This window comes from Nostoc sp. DedQUE09, assembly GCF_034530915.1.
Taxonomy (GTDB): domain Bacteria; phylum Cyanobacteriota; class Cyanobacteriia; order Cyanobacteriales; family Nostocaceae; genus Nostoc.
Genome location: NZ_JAVRCE010000009.1, coordinates 140,143 through 164,809 on the forward strand (window position 1 = coordinate 140,143; position 24,667 = coordinate 164,809).

General features: G+C 42.1%; 21 protein-coding genes and 1 pseudogene. 8 read left to right on the plus strand and 14 right to left on the minus strand.

All coding sequences use genetic code 11. The features are described 5' to 3' along the window. Positions 1 to 247 precede the first annotated feature (247 nt). Positions 248 to 1,027, plus strand: a complete 780-nt coding sequence (locus RMY27_RS08600; protein WP_322662223.1) for a DUF4198 domain-containing protein — start codon at positions 248 to 250, stop codon at positions 1,025 to 1,027. A 204-nt stretch (positions 1,028 to 1,231) separates the two neighbouring features. Here the strand turns inward: RMY27_RS08600 and RMY27_RS08605 are convergent, their stop codons facing one another. The 5 genes from RMY27_RS08605 to RMY27_RS08625 all read right to left on the minus strand — a co-directional run bounded on the left by RMY27_RS08605 (position 1,232) and on the right by RMY27_RS08625 (position 7,344). Then, positions 1,232 to 4,537, minus strand: coding sequence for a type 2 lanthipeptide synthetase LanM family protein (locus RMY27_RS08605; RefSeq protein ID WP_322662225.1), 3,306 nt, complete (start codon positions 4,535 to 4,537; stop codon positions 1,232 to 1,234). Positions 4,538 to 4,873: 336 nt separating this feature from the next. Further along, positions 4,874 to 5,203 (minus strand): Nif11-like leader peptide family natural product precursor, encoded by a 330-nt coding sequence (locus tag RMY27_RS08610; RefSeq protein ID WP_322662226.1) that lies wholly within the window; start codon positions 5,201 to 5,203, stop codon positions 4,874 to 4,876. A gap of 202 nt (positions 5,204 to 5,405) precedes the next feature. Then, positions 5,406 to 5,702: a Nif11-like leader peptide family RiPP precursor gene (locus RMY27_RS08615; protein ID WP_322662228.1), complete on the minus strand. Its 297-nt coding sequence runs from the start codon at positions 5,700 to 5,702 to the stop codon at positions 5,406 to 5,408. 416 nt (positions 5,703 to 6,118) lie between these two features. Continuing rightward, complete coding sequence (locus RMY27_RS08620; RefSeq protein ID WP_322662230.1) at positions 6,119 to 6,727, minus strand: TetR/AcrR family transcriptional regulator; 609 nt, start codon at positions 6,725 to 6,727, stop codon at positions 6,119 to 6,121. Between the two features lie 113 nt (positions 6,728 to 6,840). Beyond that, entirely contained in the window at positions 6,841 to 7,344 is a 504-nt protein-coding gene (locus tag RMY27_RS08625; protein ID WP_322662232.1) for a GNAT family N-acetyltransferase, read from the minus strand. A 442-nt stretch (positions 7,345 to 7,786) separates the two neighbouring features. Here RMY27_RS08625 and RMY27_RS08630 point away from each other — a divergent pair, with 442 nt between their 5' ends. Further along, positions 7,787 to 8,272 carry a beta-lactamase hydrolase domain-containing protein gene (locus tag RMY27_RS08630; protein ID WP_194040625.1) on the plus strand — a complete coding sequence of 162 codons (486 nt, stop codon included), beginning with the start codon at positions 7,787 to 7,789 and terminating at the stop codon, positions 8,270 to 8,272. A 179-nt stretch (positions 8,273 to 8,451) separates the two neighbouring features. Here the strand turns inward: RMY27_RS08630 and RMY27_RS08635 are convergent, their stop codons facing one another. Together RMY27_RS08635 and RMY27_RS08640 are read right to left on the minus strand one after the other, a co-directional pair. Next, positions 8,452 to 9,747: a S41 family peptidase gene (locus tag RMY27_RS08635; RefSeq protein ID WP_322662234.1), complete on the minus strand. Its 1,296-nt coding sequence runs from the start codon at positions 9,745 to 9,747 to the stop codon at positions 8,452 to 8,454. Between the two features lie 733 nt (positions 9,748 to 10,480). After that, positions 10,481 to 10,921, minus strand: a complete 441-nt coding sequence (locus RMY27_RS08640; RefSeq protein WP_322662235.1) for a hypothetical protein — start codon at positions 10,919 to 10,921, stop codon at positions 10,481 to 10,483. 1,310 nt (positions 10,922 to 12,231) lie between these two features. Between RMY27_RS08640 and RMY27_RS08645 the strand changes: the two are divergent. The 3 genes and pseudogenes from RMY27_RS08645 to RMY27_RS08655 form a co-directional block, all read left to right on the plus strand. Next, positions 12,232 to 12,363: pseudogene (locus tag RMY27_RS08645) on the plus strand (DNA polymerase IV); the annotation flags it as partial. Between the two features lie 6 nt (positions 12,364 to 12,369). Beyond that, positions 12,370 to 12,609, plus strand: coding sequence for a hypothetical protein (locus RMY27_RS08650; RefSeq protein WP_322662237.1), 240 nt, complete (start codon positions 12,370 to 12,372; stop codon positions 12,607 to 12,609). Positions 12,610 to 12,622: 13 nt separating this feature from the next. Next, entirely contained in the window at positions 12,623 to 12,769 is a 147-nt protein-coding gene (locus tag RMY27_RS08655) for a hypothetical protein (protein ID WP_322662238.1), read from the plus strand. 4 nt (positions 12,770 to 12,773) lie between these two features. On the opposite strand, the gene RMY27_RS08660 is transcribed toward RMY27_RS08655, so the two are convergent. From RMY27_RS08660 to RMY27_RS08675, 4 genes are all read right to left on the minus strand, one after another. After that, positions 12,774 to 13,334, minus strand: a complete 561-nt coding sequence (locus tag RMY27_RS08660; RefSeq protein ID WP_322662240.1) for a nuclear transport factor 2 family protein — start codon at positions 13,332 to 13,334, stop codon at positions 12,774 to 12,776. 152 nt (positions 13,335 to 13,486) lie between these two features. Next, positions 13,487 to 14,317 (minus strand): oxidoreductase, encoded by an 831-nt coding sequence (locus RMY27_RS08665; protein ID WP_322662242.1) that lies wholly within the window; start codon positions 14,315 to 14,317, stop codon positions 13,487 to 13,489. 279 nt (positions 14,318 to 14,596) lie between these two features. Beyond that, a complete protein-coding gene (locus RMY27_RS08670) occupies positions 14,597 to 15,496 on the minus strand; it encodes an alpha/beta hydrolase (protein WP_322662244.1) in 900 nt (299 codons plus the stop codon). Between the two features lie 194 nt (positions 15,497 to 15,690). Further along, the gene (locus RMY27_RS08675; RefSeq protein WP_322662246.1) at positions 15,691 to 16,269 is read right to left on the minus strand and encodes a DsbA family protein; all 579 of its coding nucleotides are present in this window, start codon (positions 16,267 to 16,269) and stop codon (positions 15,691 to 15,693) included. A 221-nt stretch (positions 16,270 to 16,490) separates the two neighbouring features. Between RMY27_RS08675 and RMY27_RS08680 the strand changes: the two genes are divergently transcribed. Then, on the plus strand, positions 16,491 to 16,766 hold the full coding sequence (locus tag RMY27_RS08680) for a hypothetical protein (RefSeq protein ID WP_322662248.1): 276 nt from the start codon (positions 16,491 to 16,493) through the stop codon (positions 16,764 to 16,766). A 22-nt stretch (positions 16,767 to 16,788) separates the two neighbouring features. On the opposite strand, the gene RMY27_RS08685 is transcribed toward RMY27_RS08680, so the two are convergent. Then, a complete protein-coding gene (locus tag RMY27_RS08685) occupies positions 16,789 to 17,259 on the minus strand; it encodes a cupin domain-containing protein (protein ID WP_322662250.1) in 471 nt (156 codons plus the stop codon). Between RMY27_RS08685 and RMY27_RS08690 the strand changes: the two genes are divergently transcribed. Next, positions 17,249 to 17,470, plus strand: coding sequence for a hypothetical protein (locus tag RMY27_RS08690; RefSeq protein ID WP_322662252.1), 222 nt, complete (start codon positions 17,249 to 17,251; stop codon positions 17,468 to 17,470). The genes RMY27_RS08685 and RMY27_RS08690 overlap by 11 nt on opposite strands. Positions 17,471 to 17,650: 180 nt before the next feature. On the opposite strand, the gene RMY27_RS08695 is transcribed toward RMY27_RS08690, so the two are convergent. Beyond that, positions 17,651 to 18,280, minus strand: a complete 630-nt coding sequence (locus RMY27_RS08695; protein WP_322662269.1) for a response regulator transcription factor — start codon at positions 18,278 to 18,280, stop codon at positions 17,651 to 17,653. 8 nt (positions 18,281 to 18,288) lie between these two features. Beyond that, on the minus strand, positions 18,289 to 24,276 hold the full coding sequence (locus tag RMY27_RS08700; protein WP_322662255.1) for an AAA family ATPase: 5,988 nt from the start codon (positions 24,274 to 24,276) through the stop codon (positions 18,289 to 18,291). 101 nt (positions 24,277 to 24,377) lie between these two features. On the opposite strand from RMY27_RS08700, the gene RMY27_RS08705 reads away from it, so the two are divergent. Beyond that, positions 24,378 to 24,578, plus strand: a complete 201-nt coding sequence (locus RMY27_RS08705) for a hypothetical protein (RefSeq protein ID WP_322662257.1) — start codon at positions 24,378 to 24,380, stop codon at positions 24,576 to 24,578. The last annotated feature ends 89 nt before the right edge of the window (positions 24,579 to 24,667 follow it).

The window sequence follows — 24,667 nt, forward strand, 5'->3', positions numbered from 1 at the left end:
TCTTTAAATAGGATTACTATATCCTGTCATAGCTTTTTCACTTACCCTATTTATGTTAAAAAGCCAATACCCTAAATGAAGTATTTATCTAGAACTATATTTTGTATTTCAGCTAACAAAAAAAATTATTTTTTATTAATAAATAAAAAAGCTCCTATCCTTAATCATAAATATCCCTGGCGGGGGGATTGTAAGTTATTAAATATTATGGTTTTAATTATTTAACACCTGATTTAGGAACATTTATATGCTAATTAAAAGATGGAAAGAGTTGCTATTAGCAGTGGCAATATTACCTTTGTTTATGCAACCAGTTTCAGCACATATTATCTGGTTTGACTATGATAATGGAGAATACAACCTCTTATTTGGTCATCCAGAAGATGGGCCAGAACCTTACGATACATCTAAGTTTAAGCAAGCTACAGCTTATGATTCTAATAGACAAATACTTCCGTTTGATATCAATCAGAAAAAAGACGGGCTATCTCTAACTTCTAATAGCGAAATCGCAGCATTAACTGGCTTTTTTGATAATGGCTATTATGCTAGGATAGGCGATGAATCTCGCAGTATTTCCGAACAAGAAATTGGACAATATCAAGATGTAGGTCATTATTTGAAGTATACCAAAGCTCTTTTCGATTGGTCTGACACTCTGGCTCAACCATTCAACTTGCCTTTAGAAATCATCGCATTACAGAATCCTCTTGAAGTCAAACCAGGAGAAAACTTGAAAGTTCAAGTTCTTTATCAAGGAAAACAAATTCCAGATGTGACAGTAGAGTATTTGGGCAAAAAGTTAACTGGCGACCAAAATGGTACTTATTTGGTTCCTATTGGTGATGAAGGATTACAACAAATAGAGGCTAGTTACACAGTTGCTTCAGCTACCAGCCCTCGTATTTCTTACGAAACTGGCTTTACAGCACAAAAAACTTCTGTACCCGATCCATCGGCATTACTTGGTCTTGGCGTAGTTGGATTACTGGGATTATACAAAAAACGTTTTTCGCTTAAAGCTTAATTACGAATTAGTCTCAATGCGCTTGGGTTAAGCCAGAAAAATAAATTTGTGTAGGTTGGGTTGAGGAACGAAACCCAAAATTATCGAACATTTGTTGGGTTTCACTTCGTTCAACCTAACCTACAATTATCCTTAACCCAAGCGTATTGGAATTAGTCTTACCTGTAAAGATACACTATTAACGTCTGTGAGCGAATAACAAGCTCAATCCCACAATAATATTGAAGGCAAGTCATTGTTAGCCAGACGCAGCAATTGATAACCAATTCCAGATATACCGGGTAAAAAGCCAGGATTAAATACAGAATTGGGTAAGTTGGGGAACAGTTGATAAGCTCCAGTTCGCTTGGCTCTAGCTACAATATTTGTTGCATTCTGGTGAGCAATTTGATGCCAATCAGGACGGGAACAGATTTTTGCACCGACTAACAGCACTTCCGCGCGACCGAAATTGCCACAGCACAAGTGATCGATCGCTTGTAAGCCAAAATTCTGAGTAGTTTGGAGAGCAATTTCAATTTCTTGTTGAATTTCCAACGTTTCCACGATTCTCAAACTGCCTAAGCGTCCCAAACCAATCCCGGCTGCACCATGACACCACTTATTTGCAAAGTCAGGTTGTTCTGGTTGTCCCATTCTGCGGAAGTCGGGCCAGTTGGCGGTGGACTGGCAAAAGACGCTACGCTCATACTCGATTCCTGCTAAACCTGCTTCTAAGTACTTGCCCTCTGAGGTGGCGGCATAAAGTCTGAGCAAGGCGTAGGAGATACCTGCGGCTCCATGAGAGAAGCCAGTTAAGGGCTTGTCCCAATAAGTATGCCAAGCTTTGGGCGCACCATTGTGGCTAACTTGACGGTTGACTAAATGTTGTCCACAGGCGATCGCTTTTTCTAAAACGGTTGCTTTTCCTGTGGCTTGATGCAGAGACAATAACCCTAAAATTGCCCCAGCTGCTCCGCTCATAATATCCAAGTGTTCGTCGGCAGCAATTAGTTCTGGTGTCATCAAATCGGCTAATCCTTGAGCGTCTGCCAACAGCGTTGCATCGTTGAGGAATTGACTAATTTTCACCAGGCTATAGATCATCGATCCTAAACCTGTTGCACCCCCAACGCCCATGAAACGAGCCATGCGTTCCCAAGTTTCGGGATCGATGGTGTGGATTTGGCGACGCAGAGATTGCACTGTCCTCAATGCTAAATCACGGTAACGGGAATCACCAGTTACTTGACTCAGTGCAGCTAAAAACAAGGCAACTCCAGAGCGTCCGTCACAAAGAGAATTGTTTAATACTTGCAGTTGATATCGTTCGGCGCGAGGCACAAAGTCTAAGCCAATCCAGTTAACGCTGCCATCAGGGTCAGAAATGGCTCTAGTTTCCAGTTGAGTGGCGATTTCTTTGGCTTCAGCAATCAATTCTTCCGAATTCAGCAACGGCAACGATTCGCCTTGCCATTGCCCACCTTGGCGGCTGGAGGTGGTTGCAATCTTGGCATCGAAGGAGCCTTGAATAATCGCTACTTGTCGAGCTAGGTCGGTTTCATCCAGAGATTGTAACTGGTTGAGCAGGTCTTGGTAACTGGATTGCTTGAAGTAGTTGGGAATGGAAGAAGAACCGTTTAAACTCAGTTCATCAACCACCGCGCTAGCCGTGAAGAAGGGAATATCCAATTGTTCCATCGCTCGGAGTTCTGCGCTCAAAACAGGAAAGGCGTTCGGTCTATTTTGAGCAACTAGAAAAGCACGACTGAGAACATCAAGTTGAATACTGTAATCTACGCCGTGTTTGAGGTAATCGGGTGCTAAAGCTTTTTGGAGGATGATGCCATAGATGCGGGTGTTGCGGAAAATAAAGCGCACTTGCTGATTTTGCATAGCAGATAGCAAATGGCTTGAAAGTAAAAAATCTTTGTGCGCCATCAAAAAGCGATACATCTGCTCAAACCCAGTGGTGATTTGGAGTTGATAATCGTTTGGAGACAGAGCAGTTTCACCCAAGAACGGCACATTTTTCCCAATCGGCAAGGTTACAGGCTCAGACAACAGATGCATATTATCTGTATTAATGTTCTGCCAACGTGGCACTTTGCGGGGAGATAGTCGAGGATCTGTGCTGCCTAGTCCGCTAATATCATAAGCGACACTGCGATCGCCACTAAAGTCCCAACGCGGTAAAAGTCCGGTGCGGAGTACGGAATCCCAAAATTGTCGTGTGGCGGTTGTTTCTAAATCTTGGGTAAGCGGTGAATCTTCAATAAGATTCGGTTCATGGTGCAGCAGCGTTTCCATGTCAATCAGCACCAAATGTTCGCCATTGGCAATTAAGTTTTCGTAATGGCAATCTGTTCCCCGCAAAGCGTAAAGCACACATAACAACATCCCAGAACGCTGATAGAATCGTTTCGCAGCTGCTTCATCCACACAAGGCAACTGTTCAACATGTTCTACCCAACCATAACCGTTGCGCTCTAACACCTGAATGACTTTAAAATCTAAAAGATCGTTGTGTTGATTGCACCAACTCAAAAATTGGTTAAAGACAACTTCTAATCCTAAATCTTTGGGTTTATAAACAAGTTTAAGTCCAGACTCAAAGGTGAGCGAAATCACCGTTCGTCCGCGTTTGTGTGCATCGGAAATGGATGTTTGAATTTCGGCAACTTTGTTTTGAGAAAATGGAGCGATCGCTTCATCAAAAGTTCGTTGAATATCTGTCCTATCTGCAACTAAACGTTCGAGAAATTCAGCAGTAAACTCAACCCAAAAATTGACTGCTGTTGCGACTAACCGACCGAGAACTGGATACTTCTGGAAGAACGTCAGCATTCCATCTTCTAGGAGTTGATTGACAAACTTGGTGTAGTGAGTATTATTGTTTTCTGTCTCCAGTCCTAGTAAGCCGAGTAAGTTTTGACCAAAGGGACGCACCTGAGAAAATTCAAAATCTAATGTCTTTGTGCAAATTCCTGCTAATCGTTTCAGTAGACCACGTTCTAGAGAACTGTAAGCAGTTTGGGAAAGAATCGATAAGGGAAGACAATCTTGAGTAAATTGACTACCGCAGCGAGTCAGTAATTGCTGTCTGGCTACTAAAATAGCAGGCAAAAGGATATCTTCAAAGGTAATAGGATTTTGTGAATCGATTGGTAGAAATTCTTCGGTTGCAGAATTAAATCCTGTAGCGGTTTGGATGATTTGCTGCAAGGTTTCTGCCCACTCAGGCAAAGGTTGATCAGCAAGTAACTCGATGGTTCCCAATCTGGAACTAACAATATCGAGGTCTAGCCCTTCCCACTGTAAGCGTTTGTGCAACGTATCCCATTTACCTTCTGCTGCAACTTCGCACCAGCGATGTCTACGACGGTTAATTTCTTGTTCGTTTAGTTGATCGCCATTAATTGCAAATCTGCTTTCATCAAGGCGTTCCCAGAGAAAGCTAGCGTTGGCTGCGATCGCTCTTAAATCGTTTGATGTTTTCTCTTGGGATAAGCGAACAACTTGTTGAACCATAGCTGGATTTCTCATGATGAAGTTAAAAGGTAAGTATCAATTCTGGTTTACGTTTTAATAGTTAGCATTAAGAACAATAGCGTTCTTCTGAAATAAGTTTTAAATTAAGTACTAATTAGATAGGCATAATTAAAATAACTTGTAATTATTAATTAAATTAGTTGGGGTACCAGTCCCCAACAGATAAAGACCAAAAACTTAACTACTTGGTGTCTTACAGGACTCAGATATTATGATTTTTGAACAAGATTTAAGATAAAATCCTTATAATCTTTTCAGTCTCAGTATGGTTTCAAAAATCAAGTCGGAGTCCTATATTTCACCAAAAATTACGAATTACGAGAGATAGCAGTGTCCGCCACCACAGCCGGCTGTGTGACATAGTTTGGGCGCACTATCAGCCATTGCACCGCCGCTAACACTGAGTAATTCTTCTTCGCTCAGTTCGTTTGAGTCCACAAAGGTCAGTTCTGCCAGCATTTGAGCTACGCTTTCGGCTGTGAAAGTATAACCTTTCTCTGCACTGGCAATTAGCAACAGTTTAATGGCTTCTGTTTGGGTAGCTGCTGCTTGTATATTCTCGCGTAGTTGGCTATTTTGGAGTAGGCTTTGAATTTGTGACAACATAATTGTATTTGCTCCGAGTTGGTGATAGTAATTGTTCATGAAATTTCCTCTTTTTCTTGATTAAAAAAGTAAAGAGGAAATCTGTTATGCAGTATCTCTTTTTGCGTTTAACCTCAGTACCAAGTATGGAAATTATCCAAATTAAAATATTGGAACAGTTGGATCTAAAAAGCTCTTTTAGAAAAACAACCTGACCTTGGAGGCTACAATGTCAAAGAGAAAGAGAAGCTATATACCTTTTTTAGCAGTGTCCGCCACCACAGCCTTCTGTATGACATAGTTTAGGCGCACTATCAGCTATGATCCCACCACTAACACTAAGTAATTCTTCTTCACTCAGTTCATTGGAGTCCACAAAGGTTAGTTCTGCCAGCATTTGAGAAATGGCTTCAACTGTGAAGTTATAACCTTTCTCTGCACTAGCGATCGCTATCACTTTGATAGCTTCTGCTTGGTTAGCTGCTGCTTTTACTTGCTGTTGTAATTGTGCGTTTTGCAGCAATTCTTTAATTTGGTGTAGCATAGGTTTGTTCTCCATTTTTATTGACTTATTTATACGGCAGAGATTGCGCGCTTGTTTGGGGCGGTATTCTCTGCTTTTCTGATTTGAATTTAGAAAGAAATAGGGGAGAACTAGGGGAAATAGTTGCAATTGCAGAAAAATTTTTCAGCAGAGATTAATTCAGGGATTAGCTATATCATGTCCAGCTAATTAGTTATAATTCCCGAATCTATGCAGAAAGCCCAAAAACCCCTGCCTCAATACGGTTTGGATAAGCATTTTTCACTTTCCTTATGGTCAGGGGAAAGGGAAAGGGTTAAAGGGTAAAGGATGTATTCAAAAACTTTCCCCTCTGCACCTCTGCACCTCTGCCTCTCTGCACCTCTGCCTCTCTGCACCTCTGCACCTCTGCACCTCTGACTTCAAGCTTGTGAGAAATGCGGGAAATTGTATTAAAGGGGAGTGGTACTGATACCGCGCACAAAAATATCTACACAGGTTTCGATATAGTCCTCACAGCTATAGCTGCCTTGATTGAATTTTGCACTGCGGCATAGCATTCCAGCTAACAGCATTCCTGTAAACATATCGACAGCCGGAAATGGATCGAGGTCTGCTCTGACAGTGCCTAGTTTCTGACTCGATTGCAGGTAAGCTACCAGTTTTTCCGCTAAGGGCTTGGCAGCTTCTTGAATCACTTGTTTGGCTGCCTCTGGATGACGTTTAGCTTCTCCAATGAAGGTACGAATTAAGTCCTCCTGTGTCTCTAGCATAGTATTGTAAAGATGGGCATACTGTTTTAAATCAATATTTAGATCCTGTGTCCACGCTTCGGAGTGTGCAAGGGCTTCTGTCTGGAGTGCCAAAGCATTTTCCATTACTGCTCCCAAAAGTTGTTCTTTGCTAGCAAAGTGGCGAAATAATGTCACCTCATTTACACCAGCAACACGAGCTATTTCACGGGTAGTTGCTCCTTGAACACCTAAACTGGCAAATACCTGCAAGGCGGCTTCTATCAAACGTGTACGGGTGAGAGTTGATGAACGTATGGTTTTATGCATTTATGATGGCAAGTACTTACTTTCATCATAGATTATGTAGAAAAAGTGGTCATAATTTGGGAACAATAGTGTTTATACCAATATTTTTAAAGTTATTGAAAATATTTACCTTCTCAAATTGATTTGGGTGCGATAGCTAATGTTTTACTCATTTTAGTAACTGGAACAACTATCCCACTTCTTAAATAATGAGGTGCTTTTTGGATGGCAGTAAATCCTAGTCGTAAATAAAACCCTTCGGCATAAAGGCTAGCAGTTGTAATTACCTTATCTATGCCTTGCTCAATTGCTTTGTCACAAAAATGTTGAACTAAAGCACGGCCAATCCCTTTACCTTGATATTTAGGGTGGACATACAACCCGATGAGTTCATCAACAATGAAACTAGCAAAACCTATAACAATATCTCCCTCGACCGCAACCCAGAAAGATTCTGCTTTCATACTCTTCAAGATATTTGAACCATCAGGTTTGTCGCGGTAATTGCGCCAAGCTAAAAGTTCTTTTTGGGTGTAGAAAGTTGCAGGTAGAGCTTTGATAGCAGCAATATGAATTGCACTCAGCACCCACGCATCTGTTTCTTGGGCAGGTCGAAGAGATATTTCGTTAGCGCTCATAGGTTCAGGGCTGGCATTCAGATTACAAGAGAAGGCAGGAGGCAGGGGGTACAAGGAAAGCAGTATGAATGAAAACTTTAGTTCTGGGTCATTTGCCCAGTTTCAAAAAAAGAATTGTTCTATTTATACACTTGTTCACAGAAATCTTGATCCAATTGCTCTCCCAACTTGCCCAATAGTATAACTCCTGAAATATAATCTACGGTAATTCTATCGGCGAAAAGTATAATAAGCTCTAATCAACACTAATTCTATCGATAAACCGTATATTATGGATAAAGCAATAAAATAACCAACTTCAAAAGACAAATTTTGAAGTAATCAAGCAATATCTTGTGATATTGGCTAATTTTGGTGTGTTTATTTTGAATATCTTTTCAAAGCTTGTGCCCTTAGAGTATTTAGCAAGCTGGCAGACATTAGAAAGTCAAAAGGAGTGAATGTGATCAACGCCATACAAATTAACGAAAACTTGACAACAACAGGACAAGTCATACCAAAACAGCTTGAGCAAGCTATTCAGGAAGGTTTTAAGTCCGTTCTCAATCTGCGATCGCCTGATGAACTAGGATTTTCTAAGGATGAGCAAAAAGTAGCAGAAGCATTGGGGCTGTATTATCAAAATGTTCCACTCAAGGTGGATCTAAAAAATTTGAATGAAGAGGTGATTACCAAAATCCTCACGACACTCGAACAAATCCCAAAACCAGCAGTTGTGCATTGTGCCGCCGGGATGCGCTCGACTGGAATTGCGCTGTTGAGTATCGCTATCCAGGAAGGATTAACACCAGAGGAAACCTTAGCAAAAGCAAGAAATCTCGGCTTTGGATTCTTTGAACACGCTGGCGTTAGTCCCCGATTGAAGCAATTATTTGTGGACTACGTTAACAAACACGCGAAGGTAGCTTTACCTGCTAGCTGCTCTTAATACATTATGGCGATCGCTTATTTGAGGGATCTGAAGCTGGGGATAGCTAAAAAATCAAATGCCCAAGATCGAGGCGAAAGTACTTTTCTTCTGAGTAAGTGCCTGACATTAGTAGCCTAGCAAGCAAACTCATCGGTAAAGAGAAGAAATTAGTTTTAGCTCTCTAAAAGCATTTTAAGCTATTTATCTATTGGTGAGAATTTTGCTTGTAACACAGTTTTTATAGCTGTTTGTATTTGAGGATCTACTCCTTGGGCATATTCTAGAGGAAATGGAATATTAATGTCTGGTATTACACCTTTACCTTCCAGCCTTTGATTGCCGTTAACAAATACATTCGTAACTGCAACATAAAGTAAGCTACCATCTCGCATTAAATAAGGACGACCTGCAAGTACAGCTCCTGCCGTTTGAGTTCCAATCACTGAGCCAATCTTACTTTGTTGAAACCCAAACGCCAGAATTTCTTTACTACTACGACTTCCTGAGTTCACTAACATCACTACAGGTTTTTTCCATTGATAGTTATAGGTATAACGGCGTTGGTTTCGTGGAATGTTAGTGATGCTGAGATTATGTTTGGCAGTAAAGATGTTGAGATAACTAACATCTCCTCCACCCCATCCATCTCTTAAATCTAAAACTAAACCGTCTGCATTTTTTAAGCGACCATAAATCAGTTCATCTTGAAGTTGTTGCTGGTAGGGGTCTGCTGCATTTGACCATATATGAATATAACCAACTTTCTTGCCATCTTGCTCAATTAGCTTAATACTGGCTGTCTGAGCTTGCAAGAACATCGTGCTAGGATCAAAAACTTTTGGGACGACAGCAATTTTTTGCTGGCTGCTCGGTTCGAGCGATCGCTGTATCAACATTTTGACGGTTTGGCCTGCTTTTCCAGCAAAAGAGTGTATTGGATGATATGAATAACCATCAACACTTAAAATTTGATCCCCTACCTTTAAGCCAGCTTTCGCAGCAGGGCTTTCATCAAGAATAGAGCTAATAAATGTTTTGCCATCGATATCTTTGGTGAACAAGCCAATATCAGTGTATTCAACCTTACCTTTAGGAAAAAACTTTTTTAATTGCTTATTTAAATCAGAATTTGGAGTTAAGAAAATCCCTAAAAGCTGATAGTAAGCAGGTTCATCTTGAGTGTAAAACCGAGTATGAGAAGATTTGAGTTGAGAAAGCATTTGATTAATGACAACAGCAACGTCTTTAGTTGAGTTAGCTTTTATTAGCTGAGGTTGATATTGTTTTTTAATGGATTTCCAATCTACTCCATTAAAGTTGGGATCGTAAAAATTATCATTTATTGTTTGCCAAACTTGCTCAAAAACTTGAGTTTCTGATTTTGCGAATATTGGCAGAAGCGGCGAACTCAACCACAGTAGAAGCAAAATAGAAACACTTAAAATAAATATTCTAGCTGATTTTTTTAAGAAAGTAAGCTGGAATGTTCTCATGTTATTGTGTCTTTTAAGTCAGCAACTTCATCACTTGTGATGAAAATCCTTAGTTATTAGTTCCGCTTGTACTATTTTTAATTTTTGTCAGCTTGCTAATTGAAGCATTACTCAAAAAAAAAGCGTAATTACAAGATTGGAAAGAAATAAGGTACTTTGCAGGTCAGTGAGGTACAAATACATGACTCACGCATCAGATAGAGGTTTTACTTTCTGCATCCTCCTGCCGACGCTGGCGGACTTGCTACCGCTACGCTATCCTGCCTCAAAACCCGATGCATTTATTACTAATAACATTTATCAGACTTTGGATAGAAGCGCTAAAAGATGTATTTTAAATTCCTTAATAGTATTTTTTACTTCCCAACCTTGATGATAAAGTCTTGCTAGCAACTCTATCAGTAATTTTTTAATATTTAATAAGCTATAGCAATCTAGAACGAGTAGTGAAAAAATACTGAGGCTGCATTAATTATTGTTTCACTAAAACAGACTCAAGTAATATAGCAGTCCGAAACACAGATGATAATCAAATTATACTACTACATTACTTGAGTTTTATCGGTTAACCAAATTACCCCTCAATGGCAGGAGTGTTTCATTCCACCTCAAACAGGATTTATCAAGATGGTCAGCGAAAAAAATTGTAAGTATGGTGACGAATAAATGAACTTTTAAGCACTTAAATAATAGTAAGATTGTTCATTTTATCGGCAGGCCGGCAACAAAATAATCAATTCTTAATCGCTAGAACCCTTGCTTTTTCAGGCTTTTTAGGGAATGAAACGGCCCTGACCTCAATGGTAGGGCTGCTAATCGATACATTCAATGGAAAAATTTGTTCTGTGCTTGTGAGGCTAAAATTGGCGAATATCTCATCACCTTTGTTAAATAAGCCACTATCTTCATTCAGGGTGCTATAGCTAACTGTCGATTGAAAAGTATAAGTCCCTGCACTAGTGATGTTTTGACTTGGAAACAAGAACAAATCATTATCTCCTCCGTTGAAACCGCCATCCTCTCCAACTAGTTTAGCTCTGAGTTGGAAACCAACCTCATTCTCAATAAGAAAAGTCTCAAATGAAGTGAGTCTGACATCGACCGTTACACTTACGTTCAGCTCTGAATTAGTAAAAAGATCAATTGATAGTGTGGGATTACATAAAGTTGCCATACTTAGTTATCTCTTGAAGTACTTATCTTTATTTACACTGCTAAAAAGTAAATTTGGTACTATCATTATGTGTATTATTAAGGTAGATATATTAATAAATATACTTATGCTAATATCCACCAACAGATAGTTAATATCAAGTAGGTAAACTGCTAATATGGGTTTAGCTCTCCCTGCTTTGAAGCCTTCACCACTTAACAATTCTTAATTTATTAACAACTGTTTTCGGTGAGCCATTGGGCGAGTTGAATCACAACACCATTGGGATCTGTGAGTTGAAAGAACCTTTCAACCCAAGATTCAGTCTTGAACGCATTTGTAGGGGTGCATAGCTATGCCCATGAACTCCTCTGCTGTCAAGGGCAAAGAGATGTCTTAACCGAACCGTATTGCCCCCACAGCCTTTGCTCCCTTAGTTGGGGACTTAGCAAGTATCTGGCAAGAAAGCGGCACCAAAGATGTTTTAAGTAAATCGCTAGAGTGATTGAGGTAAGTTTCGTCAGTTTGATGGATGTCTCAAAGTGCTGAATCTGGTGAAATTGTTAGGAAAGGAAACGTTTAATTTAAAACTTGTAGAGTATTTATGATACAAATACCAATAGTTCGCCAAATTCTATTAGATCCCGATACTGGATTGCTACCATATCTTAGTCAACAACTTCAAATACAGAGCTTTTCATATTTTAAAAGCCAATTTGGTTTTTAAAATATGAGTCTTGTATACAAGTTATCTCTAAGAGCTGATTCGTAAAAAAATATTAAGCAGGCTTATCTTTGTCATACCAGATTCGACGTTTACCGAGAGATTTCCACTTCAATTCACGCCAAATTCAAACGGTACACTCATTTAGTGGAAGGGGTTGCGCTAGATGAACATTGGTGTCAACTTAACGTGAAACCCTTGTCAAAACGTGATATTCAGTTCTCTGGCTTCCCATCACGATCTGCGTTACCCCACCCTAACCCTCCCCTTGCAAAGGGGAGGGAACTGGAGTTTCTTGTTTCCCCCCTTTATAAGGGCAGGGCTGTTTCATTCCCCAAAGAGCTTTAAAAATCAAGGGTTCTAGCAATTAAAAATTAGTTATTTTGTTACTAGCGTGCCGATGAAACCAACTATTTTACTGATATTTCAGTGCTTAAATATTCATCTCTTCGTCACGCTTACTTACAATTTTCTTGCTAACCATCTTGACAAATCCTGTTTGAAATGGAATGAATCAGCCCTGCTGCTTTATAAGGGGGGATTAAGGGGGGTAAAACGCCTGTGGAATAAGCATTTTAGCTTAAGTTGACACCAATGGCTAGATGAAGCATACCTGGATGTTACTGAGAATAGGCAAAACATTACCTACGCTTCTACGATTGCAAGATATATTAAAACTGCAATTTTTGAAGAAACGAAGTTAACGGCAACTGCGGGTGTGTCGATTAACAAGTTCCTAGCAAAAATGGCATTAGGCCAGAATAAACCCAATGGACTAACGGTGATTTTACCAGAGGAAGCAATTGCATTTGTAGAGCAACTGCCGATTGAGAAGTTTCACGGGATTGAAGAGGTGACTGGGGCTAAAATGCACTCGCTTGGCATTCACAGTGGTGCGGATTTGAAGGTGCGATCGCTCACAGCCAGAATAACTTTCAGCCCCAGTCAAAGCCAGTGCCCGCGCCGTCTCTACGCCAATACCTGATGCTGCTCCAGTAATGGTCGCTCGCTTTCTAGAGAGATCGATTCCTTTTACTACCTCAGCAACGGTGGAATGCCGTCCAAAAGGTGTCGCGATCGGTGCGATTTCAACCTCATCATTGCTTTGTTTTGAAAATGTTAGCGATCGCCTTGAATTTCAATAGTTTGTCAATTCTTTTTACTTACAGAAATGCGTTGCCACAGATCGGTAAGCTCAATGGTATCGAAGAATGCTACTACCTTGACAATACGCCCGTTTTTCATGGTCATATACCAGGAATAGGTGTTGGTATAGGGTTTGCCGTCTTTGGCTGTTCCTGTTCCATCCCATAAGGCAATTACCGTGTCGCCCTCGGCATAAATATTTCGGACACTGGGTACTATTCTGGCGCTCAATCGCTCGTTAATTGGTACTATGGCTTCCTCCAAAAACTGCTTGCGGCTGGTGTAGGTTTTGGAAATTGGACTTCTGCCTGTAATCGTCCATTCCACATCATCAGCCAGCAGATCGAAGAAACTACCAGTGTTATTTGCCCATTTAGCAAAGCCTTCGCGTACTATTTCTTTATTCTGGCTTTGATTAGATTGCACAATCTTGCGAATCTCTGCTTGCTTTGGCTCGGCTTTCGCACTGGCCACAGGTGCTGCGGTGGCTATCATCAAACCAAAGCCAATTAATCCAAAGCTAATTAGTAATTTACGGTGGGGGGCGGTGGTGTATTTTTTCATAAAACCTGTTTCTGGATTAAGTCTGTGTAGAAAACGCTATTTTGTCTTTGTTATCGAATTGAAACGTCAGGCTGCCTGATCTATCAGTATTTCCCATGCAATCAAAAACACTAGAGATGAGGCTGTCTTTTCATGGCTGAGTTTTCCACTCCTTATCTGAAATCGGTAGACTCAGCTAGAGTTCGCCATTTTGCCGTCTCTTGCTCGACGTAAGCGTTCTTCTCGGCTATTGTCTGAAGTGTATCTGTGCCTAGAGGTAACCGCAGAGGTGGTTCGTCTGTGTTGACAATCTCAAAAATGGCTGGGGCGAGTTTAGTGGGATCTCCTGGCTGTTGGTAGTTAAGTTCAGTCGCTACGTCACGGATTTTCCCGACCGTCTGGGCATAATCAGGGATTTGCACTGCACTCGGACGTAGCGAACTGTTATCGAGAAAACCAGTGCGGAAGTATCCTGGCTCAACCACCGTCACGTGAATCCCCAACGGGGCTAACTCCCCATGCAGGGCTTCGGTAATGCCTTCGACGGCAAACTTGGTTGAGCCATAAATGCCCCATCCTGGGGAGGAGCGATAGCCACCGATCGACGATAAATTAATGATGTGTCCAGAGCGGTGCTGACGCATACTGGGCAGCACAGCACGGGTGACATTTAGTAGCCCGAAGACATTGGTGCGATAAACACTCTCAACCTCTTCAGCACTGCACTCTTCGACAGCTCCTAGCAAGCCGAATCCCGCATTGTTGACCAACACATCGATTTGTCCAAATTTTTCTAAACTTGTAGCGATCGCGGCTTTTACCTGAGCCTCATCGGTGACATCCATGCTCAGTACTAATGCATCTTTACTGGTTGCGAATTGTTGCAAATCGTTGTGATTGCGGGCGGTGGCAATTAATCTGTCACCTGCTGCCAGAACTGCTTTCGCAATCTCAGCACCCAAGCCCCGCGAAGCACCAGTAATCAGCCATGTTCTCTGAGTCATGATTTATCTCCTTAAAATTATTAGCGTTAGTAGCAAAGCTTGGGTATGCAATATCTCGTATCCAGCAAACTTGAATTTTGTAACTGATTTGCTACTGCTGTTTGCATGAATTCAATATAGGAAATTGACTCAAACTTGTAGTCCACCCAGGGTTGACAGTTTTACACAATAGTATGATTGATGAATTAGTCAATCTAAAGATGGTAGGTGATTCCAACTTAAGTTGGAATCTAAATTCAACCGAAGGTAGAACTTAGTTACAAAACAGGTGCTTCAGGTTTATTTCAAATATTTCTCGAACCATCTCAAGGCAGTTGTACTTGCAATCTCGAAGCCCTCTCCCTCGAAGGCATCAAAGTGTCCGCCTTTCAAGATTGTGAGAGACTTTGGCTCCATCGCACGTGTATAGACAGCGGCGGCCAAGTCGGCAGGTGCAAGAAAATCCTTCTCGCCCACAATCAGGCATAGCGGGGTGGGAAAGATTGCCTCAATGTGAGGAATCGGTTCGTAATATAGACAGTGTTCAATCGATTCAAAGGTGAGTCGATTCTCCCATCTCCCTTCGCTGGCACTCTTAGCCGATTCAACCCAATTGAAAGCGTCGGGTGTCGGTAGCACGCTGGGTTGGCCGGGTGGAGCAACTAACGGGAAGTAGCTCACCTCTTTGGTTTCATACCGTTTTATCCGCTCCTGTGAAAGCAGCTTCGTGAGTTCTTCGAGTTCAAGTGGAGAAGTTAGGCGGCGGGAGTTGAGAAACCCACTCACTGTAGGCATCTGTGCCACAACCGCTTTCACGCGCCGATCAAATGCGGCCAGATGCAGTACATGACCACCGCTATAGGAGAAGCCCCACAGACCTATGCGCTCAGGGTCAACTTCACTTTGTAGTTGAGTCCAAGTGATGGCATTGCGGTAGTCTTCATGCTGCTCGGTAGGAATGATTTGCCCACGAGGCTCTCCCTCACTGGCCCCAAGGTAGCGATAATCAAACAGCGAAACGACAAACCCAGCTTGAGTGAATTTCTCGGCAAACTGCGATAGTCCCATTTCTTTCGTCAAGCCAATTCCATGAGCCATGACAATCGCCGGATAGCGATCGCCCGATACTGCTTTATCTGGAGTGTAAAAGGTGACGGAACACTTTAAACCTTTACTTTCAAAACTGGTTCTTCTTTGCATAACTCCTTACTTTCTGATTGTTATATCATGTCCGTATAATTAGTTATGATTTCCACAGTCATTGCACCCCACCCCCAGCCCCTCCCCGCTCTTCGGGAGGGGAGACAAAGCATAGCTTTGGCGGGGTGGGGTTCTTCGGGTTTAATAAGCAATCAAGCGGACATGATATTAGTTGGGTTTCAAACCCAGGAACATTAATGGCTGGCAGTGACAATAGCTGCGATCAACTCTTTAAGGTTCCAGCGATGCCTGCGGCGGGCTACGCCTACGCTATATCGAATCCCATTAATAAACAAAGCTGGGGTAGCCGTTACTCCACTGTGAGTGCCACTTTCGATATCTTGATTGATGCGCTCAAGATGCACATGCTTACACATATCTTGCAGAAATTGGGAGATATCAAGTCCTAGATCGTTGGCATACTCTACTAAACAACCATCTGCTAACTGTTGTTGATGGATAAACAAAATGTCATGTATTTGCCAAAACTGACCTTGAACAGCAGCCGCTTCTGCCGCCTCTGCCGCACGTAAAGCTTGAGAATGAATTTGTATCTGCGGAAAATGGCGGAAAATAAAGCACAAATAATCCTCTCCCAACGAAATACTCAGTTGTCGCCCAATGACTTTCAACAACCGATAAACATCCGCACTCTCTTGACATTGATAATCTCCATACATCACCAGTACCACAGTGGCACTTAACATCCCCTGTTTACGATCCTGGGTTGAAGGTGGGACAAATAATAAACGGTGTTTACAATCATTGTTCACTGGTACCTCCAAGGGGAAGTATGTTTACCACAAGTGATACCTGCGGTGGGCTATGCCTACATCCCTTTCTGTGCTATCTGTGTTTGCATGAATTTAATATATGCAATCGGCTGGGATTTGTCGTCCACTCATAGTTGGCACTTTTATTTAGTCGAGTGGACGATCTTTTAACCCATCTCACAATGGAAGACTAACTCCAACTAAAGTTGGAATTTAACAAAATGCCTCAATTTTATCTTCAATCAGCTGGGGGATTTTTAGGCAGAATAGCTGGACAACGCCAAATCGTAGTCGGTAGTAGTGGATACTGGCAGCCATACTTCAATTTGCTTTGCCATTTTTGCGGCATTGTTCTAGTAAGAAGCGATCGCATCCTTCCGAACGAGTTTTCATCTCCTGTGTTGGTTTTAGGTGTTATCTGGTGTGCTGGCTTTAGCTCTTATGGCTTTATTTCGCCATTGAGCGATCACTCAATGGCGAACACTCAAGCTTTTTGAGCTTTAATCGTTTGCAGCCTCTTTAGCTGGCGGACAGGGGCGCTCCGACGATCCAAGTGTCATGCTGAGATGAAAGATCAACCCAACCTTCAGGTGGCGTTTGACCTATTTGGGGGAAGAATTCGTCAATATCGCCGGGTACGAAGATGAAAAGCATCCGAGCCGCTCCCGGCCCCAGGTTCACGAATCCATGCACGCTTTTACGGGGTACAACAACCGTTGTTCCAGGCCCGACCTCGAACTCTTCACCCGCGCAGTGAAAGCGAAATCTGCCTTCAAGTATTTCAAATATCTCCTCTCTATCTTTGTGATAGTGAAGTGGCGGGCCTGAGAACGCTGGGACACGCACTTCGAGGATTGTGAAAGCCCCGCCGACATCTGTGCTGGGTACGCGGATAGCCATTTGCTCACCAGGCATTGTATCGAACCAATTGAGGTCTTTGCCCCGGCTGACAATTGCAACTTTATTTTTACTCAATTCGGTGTTCGTCATTTTACGTCTTAATAATTGTGGGATTGAGGATCAAAGCACCTCATTATTTGCAGCGATAATTGCTGCCATCAACTCTGCTGGCGATCCTGGGTTGAAGGTGAGACAAATAATTAACAGTGTTTCTAGAGGAGAAGTATGTTTACCGCAAGTGATACCTGGGTTAGACTACACCTACATTCCTCTGTGTGCCATCTGTATTCAGCAAACTTAAATCTTGCAACCCGATTGCTATGTGTGTTTGCATAAATTTAATATAGGAAATTGACTCTGAGTTGTCGTCCACTCATAGTTGGCACTTTTATTGAGTCGAATGGACGATCGCTTAACCCATCTCACAATGGAAAACTAAGTCCAACTAAAGTTGGAATCGAAAGTTAACCGAAAGCACAGCCTACAAACTAACAATCCCGCGTTTGACCGCAATAATCACAGCTTGAGTGCGATCGCTGACTCCCAATTTACTAAGAATGCGATTGACATGAGATTTGACAGTACTTTCGCCAATAGTTAGAGCAGTCGCAATATCTGAATTACTCATTCCTTGCGCCATTAAACCCAGTACATCTAGCTCTCGTTCGCTCAGTTCTGGGTTACTCATTCGCTGCACCAGCTTTGCCCCCACCTCCGGCGGAATGTACTGCTGACCGCGATTAACCATGCGAATGGCATTAAGAAGTTCGTTGGCTTTTGCATCCTTGAGCAGATAGCCTTTGGCCCCTGCCTGCAATCCGCGATAGATATCTTCATCGCCATCATAAGTGGTTAGCACAATAATTCGGGCAGGTTTAAATTGGGTACAAATCGCACTAATGGCTTCCACTCCTCCCATCTGCGGCATTCGCAAATCCATCAAAGTCACATCCGGTTGATGTTCGCCAAACAGGGCGATCGCCTGTTGTCCATCTTCTGCTTGAGCAATTACCGTCATTTCAGGATCGCGGTTAATGATGGTTGCCAATCCTTGTCTGAAAATGGAGTGATCGTCAACAATTAAAACGCGAATTGTACTGGATTGGTTGATCATAGTTCTCATCCTTGATTGACTATGACAGTAATTTCTGTTCCCTGCCCAGGCTGGCTTTCAATTCTCAATTGCGCTCCAATTCGCTCTGCCCGTTCGCTCATTCCTAATAATCCAAATCCGCCAACAGAGGGAACGCTACCTACTCCAAAGCCTTGTCCATTGTCTTTTATACACAAACTACATTGTGCATCCCCATACACTAACTCAAGGCGAATTTCCTGAGCTATTGCATATTTAATTGCATTTGTCAATGCTTCCTGCCCAATTCGTAGTAAGTTATTCTCCACTTCGGCGGGTAAAGGATAGGCTGTACCCTGAATTTCGTAAATCAAAGCAGTATCATCGGTAGCAGACCTCATTTGCGTTACAAGACGATTGAGGGCGCTAGATAAATCACCTTGCTCTAACAACTGAGGACGGAGTGCTGTGACTGAGCGACGAGCTTCATTCAGCCCGATTCGTGCCAATTCATCGATCATGTCGAGATGTGCCTGTGTTGCTTCTAAATCATCCTCTAGCACTTGGATGGCTGCACTAACTTGAACCAAAATGCCTGTAAATGCTTGAGCTAACGTATCATGAATTTCCCGTGCCATGCGGTTGCGTTCTTCTAAAATTGAGGCTTCTTCGGCACGTTTGCGATCGCTGATGTCTGTGATTAGCCCATAGTATCCTTTCACTTGGCCATTGCCATCGAAATCAGGGATGAGGAAATTACTGATATATTTCTTGCCAAACACACAGGAAATTTCTGACTCATAGGTTGTGACTTGCCCTGCCAGTGCTTGATTAATGTACGGTTGTACAACTTGATAAGCCGCCTCACCCAAGTTTTCGCAAATATCCTTGCCCAGAATCTCAGCTCGACTACGACCAAACCATTCCTCGTATGTGCGGTTGGCAAACCGATAACGTTGGTTGGCATCTATATATGTGATACAAACAGGTATAGCGTCCGTAATCACTCGTAATTCCTGTTCTCGTAAGCGAAGCTCATCGTAGACATCGCGCAATTCGGCTTCGCTTTTCTGTAAAGCTGCTGTTCGTTGGGCGACCTGTTGCTCTAGGGTGCGATTGTAATCAGCTAACAGTTGCTCGGCTTGTTTTCGCTCAGTAATATCTTGAAAGGTGGCGATCGCATAAGTTACATTGCCCTGTTCGTCAAAGACCGGAGTTCCCCACACCTCAACGGGAATTGTGGCGTTGTTGAGGTGAATTTCTATATCATCAACTGTGGTGCGATCGCCGCTCAACGCCCTGACTATTGGCATTTTTTCCGTGGGATAAATGCAATCCGTTCCTGCTAAGTAAACTTGATAAAACTCTCCAAACTGTTCCGGTGCTGCCGAAGGATCTTGTTCTTTGCCTAATAGCTCAATTCCTTTTTTGTTGATGTAGTAAAGGCGACCCGCCGCATCCAAAACTCCAATTCCTACGGGAACTGCTTCTAGAAATTGAGCCATTCGACTTTCGCTCTCACGCAGCTTTGAGTAGAGTCTGGCATTTTCGATGGCAATGGCTGCTTGGGTTGATAATAGATGCAAAACTTGCGATCGCTCCGGCGTAAATGCTCCGGTTGCTAATTGATTTTCTAGATACAACACGCCAACAAGCTTACCTTGATTCAGCAGTGGCAAACACAATAGTGATTTCGTTTGATGATCCTGAATATATGGGTCGTTGGTGAAATTACCTTCACGAGTTGCATCATTTAAAATGATAGATTCATGAGTCCGAATCACATAGTGGATAATTGATTCAGGCAGGTGATTTTTAGTTGGGATCGATTGCAACACTCGCGTAGTACAAACACTCTCACCATCAGCTAATTCACAAGAAGCCTCAATCAGGTATTCTCCTAAGTTTTCCAAAATCAAGAACCCTGTTTGTGCGCCAGCGTTCTCGATTAAAATTTTCATCAAGGAAGTGAGCAACAGATCGAGTTCAATTTCACGAGAAATCGCAAGGGAAGCTTTCATCACCGTCGCTAAATCTAGAGCGACATCGGAGCGATTAGAGGTGGTTCCAGAAGTAGTGCCGATGGACGTACCGTCCCTAGCTGACGCCTGAGAAAATAGTTGTGGATATCGAGTTTCTAAATCTATTACCTTCGCAGTGGCTCCCCAACGCTCATAGCAGTAGTGAGCTTCTTTGATGTAAGTTTGGGCGATTTTCTCCCGACCTCGTGCTAAATAATGTTTAGCAGCCAATTCATAAGCTAATGCCTCATCTTGGATATATCCATTTTCTCTAGCTCCAGCAATTGCTTGTTCGTAAAACTCTTCTGCCTCAAGCAACTGGCCCAAAACTCGCGCTTTCTCTGCTTCAACCAAATGATATTTATGCAAATAATTCATTGGCGCATAGTACGCCCATTGCTTCATTTTCTTTTGGTTAAAGGCAACATTTTTGAGGATTTCTGCTTGCACTTGGGTACTGCTTTCGGGGTATGTTACCAGTTTTGCTAAAGAATCATAGAGGTAATACAAAGGTTCAAGCGGAGTCGTTCTTCCTTGGATTAAATAACTTTTTGCAGAAGCCGAGTGTTTAACTGCCTGAGCGTATTCAGAAAATAAATAACATAGGAAAAGTTTGTTGAAATTTAGTAAGAATATTGCGGTTCCATCATTTGCTGCTACGTGCTGTGGCAATCCATAAATCTCATTGTAAAACTCACCAACTAAAAGGGTTGGATTGTTGGCTGAGTATCTCATCAAATTTGAGACAGACTGCTGAAATATTTGAGTCCAATTGGGTACTACTCCCTGTTTGATTTGACGGATTCCTTCAATGTATGCCTTCATCTCACGTTCGATCTCCACAAGTTCCTTACCGACGGCAAAGGATTTGTAGCAGTAATCGTAAGCGCAATAGGCAGCAAACTCTAAGTCCCCAGTTTCCAGACCACTTTGATAGCCTTCTAACAATGGTTCTAGTGACTCTCTAATGTGTTGCTTCCAGTGAATGATGAAGTAATGGACGAGGTGAAATGTCCGTGCTTTGAGTGAATGACTATTTGACTGAGACAACAGTTTTAAAGCAAGTTGTCCGAATTTATAGCCTGTTTCAATGTTTCCAACCATCCCTCCCAGAATTAACCCAAAATTGGCATACGCAAAGGGAGATACAAAAGCATTGCCATATTGGATTGACAAATTAACCTGTTTAGATGCAAGTAGAGGAATCAAAGCGGGAGCAGCAATATAGGCAGCAATTGTTATGCTTGATAAAAGTTGCATTGCCGCTAACTTATCTGGCTGGGTCATTTGCGGCAAATGTATTAAGTCCTCGATAGCTCTCTCACCTAAGAGGGATGTGATTGTGTTTAATTCAAAATAACTATCAGATTGATTAGGTGTTTCAGGAAAGCTGATGCCTAGTTGATGTAAAACTTGTAGCGCAGTATTAATTGCTTTTAATAGCTGGCTCTGCGCTACATAAGTTTGAATTTTGATTTCGTAAACTTTTATAGTATCGAGAAACGTTTTGACTTCTTGTAGAACGATCGTTGCCCAGTATTCTACCTGCTCAAAATCGCCACACAAATACGCAACTTCTGTACTTTCTGAATACAACTCTAATGTCAGGTCATAGTTGGTTTGCCAGCTAGAAGGATCTAGCCATGCTCTACCTGTGGCTAAATAGGTTCGAGCCATACTATAAGCGATCGCACCTTTTGCTTTCTGACCTGCCATCAAATTTAATTTGGCAATTTCAGTTCGTTCGGCTTGATCTGTAACCAAATCAATACCATGATTAAGATGATCGACAACTTCAAACAGTCGCTTTGATAGTCGCTCGCTCAAAGTGTTTTCCAAGAGGTTACGACCAATTTGGAGATGAACAATTTGTTTTTGCGACTCATCAATCAAGGCGTAGGCGGCTTGCTGCACGCGATCGTGTAAAAACTGATATTCTTTAACTAACAGGTTTTCGTCTAATTCAGATAAAGGTTGAATTAATTCAGCTTGGATGGCTGCTAATAAATCTAGAAAAACTGCTTTAGGGGATTGCTCACAAACAATCGCTAACGTATCCAAATTAAATTCAGCACCGATACAAGCTGCTAATTGAAGAATTTGCTGTGTTTTTGTTGGTAGTTTTTTTAACTTGCTTAGTAGTAACTCCACCACATTATCGGTAATATCCTGGGCTTGAATCTGAACAATGTTCCACTGCCAGCATAAGTGTTTAGCATCAAAGGTCAGCAGATTTTCGCTACACAGCATTCGCAAAAATTCGCCAACAAAGAAGGGATTGCCCTCAGTTTTACGCAGCATTAACTCGGCTAAGGCACGAACGGTGTCTATATTTTGATGCAGCGTTTCAGCAATCAACTGACTCAACGGCAAGAGCGTTAAGGGTGCCAAAACAATCTCCCCAAGCATGACCTCCCCTTTTCGCAATCGCTCCAGCATTAATGCGAGTGGGTGCGTTGAATTTACTTCGTTATCCCGGTAGGCTCCGATTAAAAATAGATGTTGGGTTTGCTCGTCAAGTACCATTAATTCAATCAGCTTGAGAGTCGCAGAATCTATCCACTGCAAATCATCGAGGAATATTACCAGCGGATGTGACTCTGAACAAAACACCCGTATAAACTTCCCGAAGACTCGATTAAAGCGATTTTGAGCTTCTGTGACTCCAACTTCCGTTACGGGTGGCTGCTTGCCAATAATCAATTCTATTTCTGGGATCGCATCAATGATGAGTTGTCCGTTGCTACCTAATGCTGCCAGAAGACGCGATCGCCACTGTTTCAACTGCTCATCAGGTTCACCCAGCAGTTGTTGTACCAATTTTTGCAAGGCATGGGCGATCGCGCTGTAGGGAATGTTGCTCCCAAATTGATCAAATTTGCCCGAAACGAAGTAGCCACGCTTTGCTGTGATGGGCTTGTAGAGTTCCTGCACTAACGCAGATTTCCCCACTCCAGCATAGCCACATATCAACATCATTTGGACATTAAATTGAGAACTTTCTCTGTTTTTCTCTCTTTGGCAGTAGGCTTCGCTAACATTGCCCATTCCGGCTACTCTCTCAAATGCCGCCAATAATGTGGCAATCTCCGCTTCGCGTCCATACAGTTTTTGCGGAATTTGAAATTGATCTCGAACGTCTTGAGTACCTAATTGAATCTCATCAATTTGTTTTATGTCTGTAAGTTGTTGAGCGCACCATTCTAAATCTGCCTTAATACCCCAAGCACTCTGATAGCGATCCTCCGCATTCTTTGCCATTAGTTTCAAAACGATATCTGAAACTGCTTTGGGAATCGTTGTCTTCAGTTCATGAGGCGGAACAGGTGATTTGGCAAGATGACAATGGACAAGTTCAAGAATGTCTGTTGTGGTAAACGGTAACTTTCCAGTCAGCAGTTCGTAGAAGGTTACGCCAAGGGAGTAAAAATCAGTACGATAATCAAGCAAACGGTTCATACGTCCGGTTTGCTCTGGAGATAAATATGCAAGAGTGCCTTCTAGAACATGAGGGTTTTTGAAGGTTGGATTGGTGCGGTTAAATCGAGTAGCAATTCCGAAATCAATAAATTTAACGACCCCAGTATCTAAATTGAAAACAATATTGCTAGGGTTGATATCTTTATGAATGACACCATTAGCATGAATTCTGCCCAGAATACCTGTGATTTTAATGGCTAGAGATAGAAAAGCTGATAAGGGCATAGGGCAGAAATCTGGACGCTGCTGTATCCATCTCTCCAGAGACTCTCCACCGAAATCTTCTAAAATAATTATGAGTGTGCGCTGATATTCCTGCTGACTATATGCCTTGATTGCACCTTCTAAGTTAAGCGATCGCGTAATTTCATATTCCTGCCTGTAGCGGGTGAGTTCCGATGCCGTAGGATAGTCCTGTTTGAGAACTTTGAGAATAACAGGCGTGCGATCTGACAACTTGATGCCACGATATACCACAGAATTATTGCTGGAATATATCTGAGCATCAACCACAACGTCAGGTAGCGCAATCATTTTTATCACCTTGTCAAAGCATAGAAAAACCGCAAACCCAAATAGAATTAATGCTTATTATTCAAGTTCTACTTTGAGAAGTCAATCTACCTATTATGTATGTGCTGGAAACTCCAAATACTTGTAAATCATGGGAGGATTTAGACTTGCTGCCGCTTTGGGTTGGTAAATCCTTAAGGAAAGACCTAAGTGCAGGAACGATTTTAACCACATCTGTAAAAACTGACACTAAAAATATCACTTTAGTAGCAGCCCATCCTTCAGTATCGATCAAACCTGATCTTTTTGCTAAACGTAACTAAACGTAACACCCCATTAGCTGAAGTAACCCCTACTTATCCCTCTTCTGTCACTTTCCGAGATAAGCAAGTAGTAAATAACTGAAATTATC